9 protein-coding genes are annotated in these 13881 nt (G+C 71.4%); 5 read left to right on the forward strand and 4 right to left on the reverse strand.

The features are described from left to right. Positions 1-87: 87 nt before the first annotated feature. The 4 genes from AC0KTA_RS10420 to AC0KTA_RS10435 form a co-directional block, all read right to left on the reverse strand. Positions 88-813 (reverse strand): HAD family hydrolase, encoded by a 726-nt coding sequence (locus AC0KTA_RS10420; RefSeq protein WP_481054828.1) that lies wholly within the window; start codon positions 811-813, stop codon positions 88-90. Between the two features lie 445 nt (positions 814-1258). Then, entirely contained in the window at positions 1259-2740 is a 1482-nt protein-coding gene (gene gltX, locus AC0KTA_RS10425) for a glutamate--tRNA ligase (protein ID WP_481054829.1), read from the reverse strand. Continuing rightward, the gene (locus tag AC0KTA_RS10430; protein WP_481054830.1) at positions 2733-3530 is read right to left on the reverse strand and encodes a fumarylacetoacetate hydrolase family protein; all 798 of its coding nucleotides are present in this window, start codon (positions 3528-3530) and stop codon (positions 2733-2735) included. The genes gltX and AC0KTA_RS10430 overlap by 8 nt, the downstream gene beginning before the upstream one ends. A 145-nt stretch (positions 3531-3675) precedes the next feature. Further along, on the reverse strand, positions 3676-3855 hold the full coding sequence (locus AC0KTA_RS10435; protein WP_481054831.1) for a hypothetical protein: 180 nt from the start codon (positions 3853-3855) through the stop codon (positions 3676-3678). A 572-nt stretch (positions 3856-4427) separates the two neighbouring features. On the opposite strand from AC0KTA_RS10435, the gene AC0KTA_RS10440 reads away from it, so the two are divergent. From AC0KTA_RS10440 to AC0KTA_RS10460, 5 genes are all read left to right on the forward strand, one after another. Then, positions 4428-8561, forward strand: coding sequence for a sensor histidine kinase (locus tag AC0KTA_RS10440; protein WP_481054832.1), 4134 nt, complete (start codon positions 4428-4430; stop codon positions 8559-8561). 9 nt (positions 8562-8570) lie between these two features. Next, positions 8571-8984 (forward strand): roadblock/LC7 domain-containing protein, encoded by a 414-nt coding sequence (locus tag AC0KTA_RS10445; RefSeq protein WP_030361929.1) that lies wholly within the window; start codon positions 8571-8573, stop codon positions 8982-8984. Between the two features lie 150 nt (positions 8985-9134). Further along, positions 9135-9542, forward strand: coding sequence for a DUF742 domain-containing protein (locus AC0KTA_RS10450; RefSeq protein ID WP_481054833.1), 408 nt, complete (start codon positions 9135-9137; stop codon positions 9540-9542). Then, entirely contained in the window at positions 9523-10125 is a 603-nt protein-coding gene (locus AC0KTA_RS10455) for a GTP-binding protein (RefSeq protein WP_481054834.1), read from the forward strand. The genes AC0KTA_RS10450 and AC0KTA_RS10455 overlap by 20 nt, the downstream gene beginning before the upstream one ends. A 341-nt stretch (positions 10126-10466) precedes the next feature. Then, positions 10467-13871 (forward strand): sensor histidine kinase, encoded by a 3405-nt coding sequence (locus AC0KTA_RS10460; protein WP_481054835.1) that lies wholly within the window; start codon positions 10467-10469, stop codon positions 13869-13871. Positions 13872-13881 lie beyond the last annotated feature (10 nt).

Consider the following 13881-nt stretch of genomic DNA (forward strand, 5'->3'; position numbering starts at 1 on the left):
AAAGCGCAACCCCCTGTGGGGGCTTTGTTTGACTTTGCGCTTCCCGGCCGGACCTTTCGGCCCCTCTCGGGCGGCGCAGGAAGAACATTACCCGAAGGTGGACGGCGCTCCAAAACGGGTATCGGCCGACAACAGCGCGGGAAGCTCGGTGAGACCGGCGATGCGGTGGACGCCCGACGGGCCTTCCTGCGCCGAGCCGTTGCGGTCGAGCCAGATGCCGAGCAGGCCCGCGTCGCGGGCGCCGCGGGCGTCGATCTCCGGCTGGTCGCCGACGTACGCGATCTCCGCGGGCGCGAGGCCGAGCTCGTCGCATACGGCGTGGAAGGCCTCGGCCGCGGGCTTGGAGACGCCGAGCTCGGCGGCGCACAGGACGGCCTCGAAGCGGTCGCGCACGCCGAGGACGCGGAGCTTGTGGTCCTGGACACTCTGGGCGGAGTTGGAGAGGACGGCGTGCCGGTAGCCGTCGGCGAGGGCGTCGAGGGCGGGGACGGTGTCCGGGAAGAGGGTCCAGGCGGCTTCGTAGTGGGTGAGGTAGCGCGCGAACCAGGCGTCGGCCTCGGTGTCGTCGAGTGCGGCGCCCAGGAAGTCGCGGACGCGGTCGCGGCGCTGGGACTCGAAGTCGACCTCGCCGGCGCCGAAGCGGGCCCAGTGGCGGTCGGTGGTCTCCTTCCACAGCGCGAGGGCCTCGGCGGCCGTGCCGTACCTGGCCAGGAGGCCTTCCGCGGTGAGGTGGGCGCGCATGCCCGCGGTGTCCGCGCGCGCGTAGTCGAAGATCGTGTCGTCGATGTCCCAGACGACGGCTCTGATCGCCATGAGGACGACAGTAAGCGGCGCGCGCCTTCCCGGCTGGGGGTTCGGGGGTCATCCCCCGAAGAATGCAGTGTCGATGTCCCAGACGACGGCTTTGATCGGCATGAGGACGACAGTAAGCGGCGCGCGCCTTCCCGGCTGGGGGTTCGGGGGTCATCCCCCGAAGAATGCAGTGTCGATGTCCCAGACGACGGCTTTGATCGCCATGAGGACGACAGTAAGCGGCGCGTGCCTTCCCGGCTGGGGGTTCGGGGGTTATCCCCCGAAGAATGCAGTGTCGATGTCCCAGACGACGGCTTTGATCGGCACGGCGTTGGTCGGCACAGCACTGTTCGGCACGGCGTTGATCGGCATGCTTCGAACGTACGCGAAGGGCCCGGGTGCCGTGACGGCTTCCGGGCCCTTCGTATGTGACGTATGCGCCTGCGTACGTGACGTACGTACGTGACTACTGGGCGGCGAGCTTCGCCAGCGCCGCGTCCACGCGGGCCAGCGTCGTCTCCTTGCCCAGGATCTCCAGGGACTCGAAGAGGGGCAGGCCGACCGTGCGGCCGGTGACGGCGACGCGGACGGGGGCCTGGGCCTTGCCGAGCTTGAGGCCGTGGGCCTCGCCGGCGGCCAGGACGGCCTCCTTCAGGGACTCCGCCGAGGACCAGTCGGCCGCGTCCAGCTTCTCGCGGGCCGTGCGCAGCAACGCGTCCGAGCCCTCCTTCATCGCCTTCGTCCAGGACGCCTCGTCGAAGACCGGCTCCGGCAGGAACAGGAAGTCCACGTTGTCGGTGATCTCGGAGAGGACCTTGAGGCGGGTCTGGGCGTGCGGGGCGATCGCGTCCCACTTGTCCTGGTCGAAGTCCTCCGGCGCCCAGGGGGCGAAGGGGGCCTTGAGCCAGGGGGCGCAGCGCTCGGCGAAGTCCTTCACGTCGAGCAGGCGGATGTGGTCGGCGTTGATGGCCTCGCACTTCTTGAGGTCGAAGCGCGCCGGGTTGGGGTTCACGTCGGCCACGTCGAAGGCCGCGACCATCTCGTCCGTCGTGAAGATGTCCTGGTCGGCGGAGAGGGACCAGCCGAGCAGCGAGAGGTAGTTGAGCAGGCCCTCGGGGAGGAAACCGCGCTCCCTGTAGAGGTTGAGGGAGGACTGCGGGTCGCGCTTGGAGAGCTTCTTGTTGCCCTCGCCCATCACGTACGGCAGGTGGCCGAAGGCGGGGATCTCCTTGGCGACGCCCAGCTCGATCAGCGCCTTGTAGAGCGCGATCTGGCGCGGGGTGGAGGAGAGCAGGTCCTCGCCGCGCAGGACGTGGGTGATCTCCATCAGGGCGTCGTCGACCGGGTTGACCAGCGTGTAGAGCGGGGCGCCGTTCGCGCGGACGATGCCGTAGTCCGGCACGTTCTCCGGCAGGTAGGTGATCTCGCCGCGGACCAGGTCCGTGAAGGTGATCGCCTCGTCGGGCATGCGGAAGCGGACGATGGGGGTGCGGCCGTCGGCGACGTACGCGGCCTTGCGCTCGGCGGTCAGCTCGCGGCAGTGGCCGTCGTAGCCGGACGGCTTGCCGGCGGCGCGGGCGGCCTCGCGGCGGGCGTCCAGCTCCTCGGTGGAGCAGTAGCAGTAGTACGCGTGGCCGGCGGCGAGGAGCTTGTCGGCGACCTCCTTGTAGAGGTCCATGCGCTGCGACTGCCGGTACGGCGCGTGCGGGCCGCCGACCTCGGGGCCCTCGTCCCAGTCGAAGCCCAGCCAGCGCATCGAGTCCAGGAGCTGCTCGTAGGACTCCTCGGAGTCACGGGCCGCGTCGGTGTCCTCGATGCGGAAGACCAGGGTGCCGCCGTGGTGCCGGGCGTAGGCCCAGTTGAACAGGGCGGTGCGGACCAGGCCCACGTGCGGGTTGCCGGTCGGGGAGGGACAGAAACGTACGCGTACGTTCGTCGCGTTAGCCACGCTTGATCACCTTGTTGGTGAGAGTGCCGATGCCTTCGATGGTGACGGCGACCTCGTCGCCGACGTTGAGGGGGCCGACCCCTGCCGGGGTGCCCGTGAGGACGACGTCGCCGGGGAGCAGCGTCATGGCCTCGCTGATGTGGACGATGAGGTCCTCGATGGGACGGATCATGTCCGCGGTGCGGCCGAGCTGGCGCTGTTCGCCGTTGACCGTGCACTGGATGGTGAGGTCGGCGGCGCGGGCCAGGTCGATGTCGGTCTCCACCCAGGGGCCGAGCGGGCACGAGGAGTCGAAGCCCTTGGCGCGTGCCCACTGCTTCTCGCGCTTCTGTACGTCGCGCGCGGTGACGTCGTTGGCGCAGGTGTAGCCGAGGATGACGTCGGCCACGCGCTCGCGCGGGACCTCGCGGCACATCCGGCCGATGACCACGGCCAGCTCCGCCTCGTGGTGCACCTCCTCGGAGAAGGAGGGGTACTCGATGGGGTCGCCGGGGCCGGTCACGGAGGTGGACGGCTTGAAGAAGGCCACCGGGGCGTCGGGGATCTCGTTGCCGAGCTCCGCCGCGTGCTCCGCGTAGTTGCGGCCGATGGCCACGACCTTGTTCGGCAGTACGGGGGGCAGCAGGCGGACCTTGCTCAGCGGGACCTTGGTGCCGGAGAGCTCGAAGTCCGCGAACGGGATGCCCTTGATGATGTCGAGGACGAGCCCCTCGGTGCTTCCGGGGGGAGCTTCGCCCTCGACTGCGCCGAAGGCGACATTGCCGTCGATGGAGAATCTGGCGATGCGCAACGGGGCCCCTTGCGTTTGTGGGTGGAGGTGGGTGCCCCAGTCTATGGGGCTTCGCCCCTCTCCCCCTGATCGCCGCTTCGCGGCTCGTCCTCAATCGCCGGACGGGCTATTTTCTGCTCGCCGAGCAATGACGTCCGCCGACGGGCTATTCCCCTACGGGGACGTCCATCAGGGTCGTGCGGCGCGGGTTCGCCGTCTGGGTCGGCAGTTCTACGGGGTGCTCCGGCTGCTCGGCCGCGGGCTGCACGTCGTCGGCGTCCTCGAGGTGCGCGAGGGTGGTGCGGCGGGGGTTGGCTATGTTGCGGAACATCAACGTGGACTTCATCTGCCGTTCGGACCCTGTCGGTTGGGGCGTCGCTCGGTGGACGCCGGTTGTCGGTTTCGCCATCCCTGTAAAGCGTCAGGCTAAACATGCAATTCCCAGGCAAAGTCCAGAAGAGGCCATGATCTTCATGTGAGTTTGCTCACTGAGGAGTGGGCAAAACGGTCAATTCCGGCTGGTGGTCCGCCCATTGAAAACGGACATTGCCCACCTGAAGGCCCCATTCCGCTCCTGATCATGAAGACTGGGACACCCGCTGTGCGCGAGGATCTCGTACGAGAAAGTCCGTTATGGGCGACTTCACTTTCTACGTCTCGTAACGCGCCAATCACGTGCTGTCACGGAGTTCATGGCCTGGCCCACGGGCCTTGTTGGAGATCCTGCACTGTGCTGGAATTCCCGGGACCGCCGCGGGATCGAACCGGCGCACAGGGGCGCAACGCAGCGCCGAGTGGCGGCGGGAAGGGGGAGCAGCGCCGGTCTCACGACCACCAAGGGGCGCCTCGCGCCCCGAGACGCCGACACCGTCCCGCCGTCCACGCGGCAGGACGCCTGGTCCAGAGGTTGCGACGCTAGTGCAGGGACGTTTCAAGAGGGATGGCAAGGGGTCTCCCCAGGCCGGCCGCGGCCGAGGGGAAGCTTCGGCGGAGCCCGAGCGCGGCGGAGGTGACCGCGGCTCCTCGGCCCAGCACGCCCAGAACCCCGGACAGGTGCCGTCCGGTGACGGCGGCGCGGGTGCCGGCCGCACGGGCGCGGCGGGCTCCGGCCCGGCCGCGGGCGGAGCGCTGCCCAAGGGCTCCAAGACACCCCCGGGTCCCGGCTCCCGAATAGCCCTGCGCAACTGGCGCATCTCCACCCGTCTGGTCTCGCTCCTCGCGCTCCCCGTCATCGCGGCGACCTCACTGGGCGCCCTGCGCATCAACTCGTCGATGGACGAGATCGAGCAGCTCGACAACATGAAGCTGCTCACCGACATGACCAAGCAGGCCACCGAGCTGGCCGCGGCGCTCCAGGAGGAGCGCGACCAGTCGGCGGGCCCGCTCGCGCACGGCGCGAAGGACACGGACTTCGTCGTCAAGGGCTCCCGGGACAAGACGGACCGGGCCTACAAGAACTTCCTGCGGGGTACGCAGCAGCTCGACGACAGCGACAGCGACAAGGGCCTGCTGGGTGTCCGGCAGAGCACCATCCAGATCACCCAGCAGCTCCAGAAGATCAACGACGTCCGCCGGAACGCGTACACCGACACCAAGTCGGTCTCGCAGACGGTCGACGCCTACAGCCAGCTCATCGAGCAGCTCCTCGCGCTCTCCGAGGACATGGCGCAGGCGACCAGCAACCCGGACATGATCCAGCGCACGCGTGCGCTGGCCGCGTTCTCCTCCGCCAAGGAGTACGCCTCGGTGCAGCGCGCCGTCATCGCGGCTGCGCTGCCCGCGAACAACCGCGAGTTCGGCAAGCTCTCCGAGACCGACCGCCGGTACGCGTTCTCCGCGCTGGACAAGGAGGGCTCGGAGCTCCAGTCCTTCAACCGGATCTACAACGGTGACCCCGAGAAGCTCCTGAAGCCCATCAGCGAGGGCAACGCCTCCATCGAGGCCGCCAACTCCTACGCCAAGCGCGTTCTGGAGCAGGAAGGCGGCATCAAGCTCCGCGGCAAGCGCTCCTACAAGGACTGGGTGGACGCCGACTCCACCAAGATCTCGGAGATGTCGAAGATCGAGCTGACGCTGCTCGACGAGATGGAGCAGAAGGCCCGTTCGCTCAGGAACGAGTCCGAGCAGCAGGCGATCCTCAACGGTGCGCTCATCCTGCTCGTGCTCGGTGTCTCGCTCGTCGGCGCCTTCGTCGTGGCCCGGTCCATGATCCGCTCGCTGCGGCGCCTCCAGGACACCGCCACCAAGGTCGCCCAGGACCGCCTGCCCGAGCTGGTCAAGCAGCTCTCCGAGTCCGACCCGCAGGACGTCGACACGTCCGTGGAGTCCGTCGGTGTGCACTCCCGGGACGAGATCGGCCAGGTGGCCGCGGCCTTCGACGACGTGCACCGCGAGGCCGTCCGCCTCGCCGCCGAGCAGGCCCTCCTGCGGGGCAACGTCAACGCGATGTTCACCAACCTCTCGCGCCGCTCCCAGGGCCTCATCCAGCGCCAGCTCTCCCTCATCTCCGAGTTGGAGTCCCGCGAGGCCGACCCCGACCAGCTCTCCTCGCTGTTCAAGCTCGACCACCTCGCGACCCGCATGCGCCGTAACGGCGAGAACCTCCTCGTGCTCGCCGGTGAGGAGCCCGGCCGCCGCTGGACCCGGCCCGTGCCCCTCGTCGACGTGCTCCGCGCCGCCGCCTCCGAGGTGGAGCAGTACGAGCGCATCGAGCTGTCGGCCGTGCCCTCCACCGAGGTCGCCGGACGCGTCGTCAACGACCTCGTGCACCTGCTCGCCGAGCTGCTGGAGAACGCGACATCGTTCTCCTCGCCGCAGACCAAGGTCAAGGTGACCGGTCACGCGCTGCCCGACGGCCGCGTGCTCATCGAGATCCACGACACCGGCATCGGCCTCTCCCCCGAGGACCTCGCCGCGATCAACGAGCGGCTTGCGTCGCCGCCCACCGTGGACGTCTCGGTCTCCCGCCGCATGGGTCTGTTCGTGGTCGGCCGCCTCTCGCAGCGCCACGGCATCCGCATCCAGCTCCGCCCCTCCGACTCCGGCGGCACGACCGCGCTCGTCATGCTGCCCGTCGACGTCGCCCAGGGCGGCAAGAAGGCCCCGAGCAAGCCGGGCGCGCCCGCCCCGACCGGCGGTCCCGCCGCGGCGCAGGCCGCCGCGGGTGCCGCGGCCGCGCGGCGCGGCGGCGGTGTGGCCGCCGGACTCGGCGGTGCCGCACGTGCGCGTGGCGGTCAGGTCGGTCCCGGCGCCGGGACGCAGCGCGGTCAGGTGGGGGCCGGTTCCGGCCCGCGGGCCGCGCTGCCCGCGCGCGGCGGGGCCCAGGGGCCGTCGGCGGGCTCGCCGTCGGCCGGGTCGCCGGTGGCGCCGGGTGGTCTCGCGGGGGCCGGTGCGTCCGGGCCCGGCGGGGGCGCGGGTGCCGGTTCCGGTGGTCCCGCGGGGCTCGCCGGTGGATCCGGTGGCCGCCGTCCGCAGGCACCGCAGCTCCCCCAGAACCCGCAGTCCCCGCGCCCCGGCTTCTCCCAGGGCAGCCGCCCCGCCGCCGGCATGCCGCAGCCTCCGGTGCCCCAGCAGCGTACGAACGACGCGGGTCCGGGCGCGGGTTCCGGCGCCGGCTCCGGTTCCGGTTCCGACCAGGGCCGCAGGCCGCAGCTCCCGCCCCGTGGCGGACCGCGCGCCGAGCTGCCGGGCGGCAGCGGCAACCAGCAGCCTCGTACGCCCAGTTGGAGCGACGAGAACGCGCAGCCGCAGGTCTCGCGGGAGCCGTTCGACACCCCGCGCGGCCACGAGGAGCCCGAGTCCACCGGCCAGTTCGCGACCCCCGCGGGCCTCGCCGAGGACCGGCAGGGCCCCGGCTCCACCGCGCAGTTCGACCGGCCCGACTTCGACGGCCCGCCCCCGGGCACGTCCGGCCAGGACGGCGCACAGAGCGGCGCCTCGCAGTCCCCGGGCGTACAGAACACCGGCGAGTTCGTCCGCTCCGACGTCTTCGGCGGCCCTTCCCAGGGCACCCCGCAGAGCGGCCAGGCGCCGCACGGCACCGGCGAGTTCACCGTGCCGCGTCCGCCCGCGCCGCGCCGCGGCCAAGGCCCGGGTCAGGGCCAGCGCGGCGACCGCGGCCAGGGCGCCCCGCAGCAGCCCGGGACCCCCGGGTCCCAGGGCCGGCAGCAGCCCGCCCCGGAGCGCCCGCAGGCCCAGCTCCCGCAGCAGCCGCAGGCGCCGGAGGCCCCGCAGCAGGGCGAGCCCGAGGCCCTGCCGCCCGCGTCCGGCCCGCTGGACGGCCGTACGCCGCTGTACGACACGCTGGAGACCAACTGGTTCTCCCAGCAGGCGCAGCAGCAGGCCGAGCAGGAGCGGCAGGCGCAGGAGGAGCGCCAGGCCCAGGCCCAGGCCCAGCAGGCGCAGGCGCAGCAGCAGGCCGAGCGGAACCGGCAGACCGAGCAGCGGCACCCGGGGCTGCCCCCGCGCCCGCAGCCCCGCCGGCACCAGCAGCCGCAGCAGCCCCAGGCCCCGCAGCGCGGCAACGGCGCCGAGCCCGGCCGCCGTCCGGAGCAGGCCCCCCGGCCCGACGCCCCCCAGCAGCCGCTCCCCCAGCGCGACCAGCAGCTTCCGCAGCGCCCCGGCTCCGCGCAGGGCCGGCCGGGCGGCCCCGCCACCCCGCCGCTGCCGCAGCGCACGGGCGGCACCCCGGCGGGCAGCACCCCGGCGGGCGGCACCCCGGCGGGCGGCACCCACGCGAACAACACCAACAGCACCACCAGCAACACCGCTTGGCGCACGACGCCGAACGACGAACTGGGCCGCCAGGCCGAGCGCGTCCGGCAGCCCTCCGCGGGCGGCGTCACCACCTCCGGGCTGCCGCGCCGCGTGCCCCGGGCGAACCTCGTGGCGGGCACCGCGCAGCAGGCGCAGGACAGCCAGGGTCCGCAGGTGTCGCGCGCGCCCGAGGAAGTGCGCGGCCGGCTGACCAATCTCCGTCGGGGCATCCAGCAGGGTCGCCAGGCCGGTACCGGCCAGACCGGCAGTTTCCCCACTCACCAGCAGGAGCGTTAGTTGAGTCCGATGAGCCAGGCGGCACAGAACCTGAACTGGTTGATCACCAACTTCGTGGACAACACCCCTGGGGTGTCCCACACGGTCGTGGTCTCCGCCGACGGCCTGCTTCTCGCGATGTCCGAGGGCTTCCCGCGCGACCGAGCCGACCAGCTCGCGGCCGTCGCCTCCGGATTGACCTCCCTCACGGCCGGGGCCTCCCGGATCTTCGAGGGCGGCGCGGTCACGCAGACCGTGGTGGAGATGGAGCGCGGCTTCCTGTTCATCATGTCCGTCTCGGACGGCTCGTCGCTCGCGGTGCTCGCGCACCCGGAGTGCGACATCGGCCTCGTCGGCTACGAGATGGCCCTCCTCGTCGACCGTGCGGGCACCGTCCTCACCCCGGACCTGCGCGCGGAACTGCAGGGCAGCCTGCTCCACTAGCGCGGCCCCCGGGCCGCCCCGCCCCTCTCGGCCGCCCCACCGTCCGAGCGAACCGACCGAACGTCCCGACCACCGTCCGGCCGCCAGTCATGCCCCCACCCGGCTCTGTCAGACGGAACGCAGACAACTGCTGTCCCGCCCGGAGGATCCATGAACCCGCCCACCGCCTCTCACGACCCGTACGGTGCTTCCCATTCCGGGTACGGAGTTGAGGGCGACCAGCCGCTGGTCCGCCCGTACGCGATGACCGGTGGCCGGACCCGGCCCCGCTACCAGCTCGCGATAGAGGCGCTGGTCAGCACGACGGCCGACCCCGCCCAGCTCATGGGGCTGCTCCCGGAGCACCAGCGGATCTGCCACCTGTGCCGTGAGGTCAAGTCGGTGGCCGAGGTCTCGGCGCTGCTCTCGATGCCCCTCGGGGTGGCCCGCATCCTCGTCGCCGACCTGGCCGAGGCCGGGCTCGTCGCCATCCACCAGCCCGGCGGCGACGAGAACGCCGGCGGCCAGCCCGACGTGACACTGCTCGAAAGGGTGCTCAGTGGACTTCGCAAGCTCTGACGGGGGCGGCTTCGCGGGCTCCGGCTCCGCGGGCCGGTCCACCACGTCCGCCAAGATCGTGGTGGCGGGCGGCTTCGGCGTCGGCAAGACCACGTTCGTCGGCGCGGTCTCCGAGATCAACCCGCTGCGCACCGAGGCCGTGATGACGTCCGCGTCCGCGGGCATCGACGACCTCACGCACACCGGTGACAAGACCACCACGACGGTGGCGATGGATTTCGGCCGTATCACGCTCGACCAGGACCTGATCCTCTACCTGTTCGGCACGCCGGGACAGGACCGGTTCTGGTTCATGTGGGACGACCTGGTGCGCGGTGCGATCGGCGCGGTCGTGCTCGTCGACACCCGGCGCCTCGCCGACTGTTTCCCGGCGGTCGACTACTTCGAGAACTCCGGACTGCCCTTCGTCATCGCCCTCAACGGCTTCGACGGCCACCAGCCGTACACGCCCGACGAGGTCCGCGAGGCGCTCCAGATCGGCCCCGGCACGCCCATCATCACCACCGACGCCCGGCACCGTGCGGACGCAAAGAGTGGCCTGATCACGCTGGTCGAGCACGCACTTATGGCACGACTCAAGTAGGCGGGACCATACGGAAGTTGTCGTAGAGCGCACGGAACGATCTGTGTCCTTTGACACGGACGGCTGCCGTGTTCATAACGTTTCGACAGAGAATTGCACCGGCCCCGCGACACATCGCGGTCGGCCGGTGTCGCTGTGCTCACAAGAGCCCCGCCTTTTGGCGGGGCTCGCTCTTTATGACCGATTTATCTGAGGCTTACACCACGCGGAACTGTTCTTTCCTACTGTTTGGAAGAGCACTGCCTGACGTGCTGGAATGCGCTGAACTGCCCAGTAGCACGGGCCTTTGGAGACGACAGCGGCACCAGCGCAGGAGCCGCCGCCGAGAGGTTGTTGGTCGAGTGAGGCGAAGCAAGACGAGCCCCGCATCCCCGGACCGGGACACGCGGGGCAACTTCACCCCGCCGCCGCGCGCTGCAGCGCCGTCCGCGGACGTACCGGGCAGCGAGCCGCAGGCCGCCTCCGGCGGTCGGATGTCGCCCAGAAACTGGCGTGTGCCCACGCGTCTGAACGCGATCCTCCTCATACCCGTCCTGGTCGGCCTGGTCATGGGCGGCTTCCAGGTCAAGGGCGCCATCGACACCTGGGACCAGGCCCGCGACGCCGAGGCCACCGCCCGCCTGGTGCGCGCCTCCCTCGACTACGGCAACCGCCTGATCGAGGAGCGCGACGTCTCCGCCGCGCCGCTGCTCAAGGGCAAGAAGAACGACCCGGCCGTGGTCAAGGCCCGCAAGGCCACCGACGCGGCCGCCGCCGCGTTCGACGACGCCGCCGAGGACATGCCGCAGAAGGAGGGCCTCAAGCGCCGCCTGGACGGCTTCCGCAAGGTCGAGCCGAAGCTGGAGGGCCTGCGCGCGGCCGCGTACACCAAGAAGCTTCCCGGCGTCGAGACCGAAGAGGGCTACGTCGGCATCCAGCACCCGCTGATGGAGTTCGCCAACGAACTCGGCCTCGGCACCGGCAACATCACGTCCTACGGACGCACCGTCTACGCCGTCTCGCTCGCCAAGGCCGCGCTCTCCCTGCAGCGCTCCATCGGCACGCACATCCTGGTGGACCCGGGCCCGACCCAGACCGACCTGTCCCGGCAGCGCCTCGCCTTCTCCTCGTACGCGTACCTGGAGAACATCGCCATCCAGGAGTACACCGGCGGCGGCACCCCCCAGGACGTCCGCAAGCTCGCGGACGCGAACAAGAAGCTCAAGGCCGGGGGCGCGAAGCAGGCCGAGGAGGCCGCTGCCGCCGCCCGCGCCAAGGGCGAGAAGTACGTCCCGATGCCGCCCGGCGAGAAGGCCGTCGGCCTCATCGCCGGGCTGACCTCCACGCAGCCCAGCGCCCGCGTGGAGCTGGCGGGCAAGGGCGTCACCGCCCCGGCTCTGTGGGCCCTGACGAGCGCCAAGTTCGACATGTACCGCGGCATCGAGTCGGATCTGGCGGACAAGGCCGTGAACGAGGCGTCCGGCATCGCCGACGACGCCAAGACCGACGCGTTCATCACCGGCGCGATCGTCGTGGTCGCCCTGCTCGCCGCCTTCATCCTGGCCGGCCTCATGGCCCGCCAGATGAGCCGCTCGATGCAGCGCCTGCGCACCGCCGCCTTCGGCATCGCCGAGCAGCGCCTGCCGATGCTCGTCGACCAGCTCTCGCGCACCGACCCGGGCCGCGTGGACACCCGCGTGCAGCCCATCCCGATCACCTCCACGGACGAGATCGGCGAGGTCGCCCGCGCCTTCGACCAGGTGCACCGCGAGGCCGTCCGGCTCGCCGCCGAGCAGGCCCTGCTGCGCGGCAACATCAACGCGATCTTCACCAACCTCTCGCGCCGCAACCAGTCGCTGATCGAGGGCCAGCTGACCCTCATCACCGACCTGGAGAACAACGAGGCCGACCCGGACCAGCTGGAGTCCCTCTTCCGCCTGGACCACCTGGCGACCCGTATGCGCCGCAACGGCGAGAACCTCCTGGTGCTCTCCGGCGAGGAGCCCGGCCGCCGCTGGGACCAGCCGGTGCCGCTCGTCGACGTGCTGCGCGCCGCCTCCTCCGAGGTGGAGCAGTACGAGCGCATCGAGCTGTCGGGCGTCCCCGAGGCCGAGATCCACGGCCTCGCCGTGACCGACCTCGTGCACCTGCTCGCCGAGCTCCTGGAGAACGCCACGACGTTCTCCTCGCCGCAGACCAAGGTCAAGGTCACCGCGACCCGGCTCCCGGACGGCCGCGTGATGGTCGAGATCCACGACAAGGGCATCGGCCTGACGGCCGAGGACTTCGCGGACATCAACCACCGGCTCGCCAACCCGCCGACCGTGGACGCCGCGATCTCCCAGCGCATGGGCCTGTTCGTGGTCGGCCGCCTCTCCGACCGGCACGGCATCCGCGTCCAGCTCCGCCCCTCGGGCGAGCAGGCGGGCACCACCTCGCTGGTCATGCTGCCGGACAACATCACGCACGGTGGCGGCGGCGAACAGCAGCCGCACGACTCCGAGTTCACGGTCTCCTCGATCATCCCGGAGCAGCAGGTCCGCGAGGCCGAGCCGCTGCGCACGGCCGCCGAGCTGGGCTTCGACGACAGCCGCTACCAGGGCGACGGCCAGGACGCCGGCGGCCAACTCGACCCGGTGGGCCGCTCGTTGATGCGCGAGGAGCGCCGGGCCGCGCTGGAGGCGCAGGCCCAGACCGGCCAGCCGGCCGGGGCGGAGCGCCCGCTGTTCCGCGACGAGGTCCAGGGCGGCGCGCAGGAGGCCTACGAGCAGCCGTCCGGCTACGCGGACCCGCAGGGCGCCTTCGACGGCCCTCAGGGCGCGTATCAGGAGCAGCAGGGCGCTTACGAGGACCAGCACGCCCAGCACGCGCCTTACGGCGAGCAGGGCGGTTACGACGACCAGCACGCGGCGTACGACCCGGCGCAGGCCGCGTACGACGGGCAGCAGGCGTCCGGTTACGACCAGGGCCAGGGCGGCTACGACCAGCAGCCGACCTACGACCAGGGCGGGCAGGCGTACGACGAGCCGTACTACACGACGCAGGACGGCTACCAGGACGCTGCGTACCCCGGTCAATCGGAGGACAGCCACGCCGGCCACGACGCCCGTACGGGCGGTGGCCAGGAGCCCTTCGCCGCCTATCCGGAGCGGTCCCACCAGGACGACTGGCCCTTGCGGGACGGTTACCAGGACGGGTACCAGGACGAGTACGCTCCCGAAGCGGAATCCGCTCCGGCGACTGACGCGGGCGAGGCCGAGCGCGTAGGCTTCGACCGTCCGGGACCCGCCTCACCGGCCCCGTCGGCTCCGTCGGGAGCCGCTCACGAGCTGACCGACGCGGGCCTCCCGCGCCGTGGCAGCGCCGCCGTGAACGGCAACGGGAGCGCCCCCGCCGCGCCGCGTCAGCAGAGCCCGAACGGCGAGAGCCACGAGGGCCCGCAGGGCGAGGCCCAGGACGGCGAGCGGCAGGGCTCCGGCTGGCGTACGGCCAACGACGACCGCTGGCAGCGTGCCGAGCAGTTGCGGGAGCCCAAGGCGGGCGGGGTCACCTCGTCCGGGCTGCCGCGTCGGGTGCCCAAGGCCAACCTGGTCGAGGGCACCGCGGAACAGACCCCGCAGGGCGGCCCCCAGGTCTCCCGCGACCCCGACGAGGTACGGGGCAGGCTGAGCAACCTGCGCCGCGGCGTCCAGCGGGGCCGCAGCGCGGGCAGTGACACGAATGGCCAGGGCTTCAGCCCTGATAGCACCTACAACCAGGAGCGTTAGTGTGAGCCCG

The organism is Streptomyces sp. Y309 (assembly GCF_056712025.1).

Excerpts from the sequence above, each read along its gene's own strand:
- AC0KTA_RS10445 (WP_030361929.1), top strand. The coding sequence starts at position 8,571 with ATGAGCCAGGCGGCACAGAACCTGAACTGGTTGATCACCAACTTCGTG.
- AC0KTA_RS10420 (WP_481054828.1), bottom strand. The coding sequence starts at position 813 with ATGGCGATCAGAGCCGTCGTCTGGGACATCGACGACACGATCTTCGAC.
- AC0KTA_RS10435 (WP_481054831.1), bottom strand. The coding sequence starts at position 3,855 with ATGAAGTCCACGTTGATGTTCCGCAACATAGCCAACCCCCGCCGCACC.
- AC0KTA_RS10450 (WP_481054833.1), top strand. The coding sequence starts at position 9,135 with ATGAACCCGCCCACCGCCTCTCACGACCCGTACGGTGCTTCCCATTCC.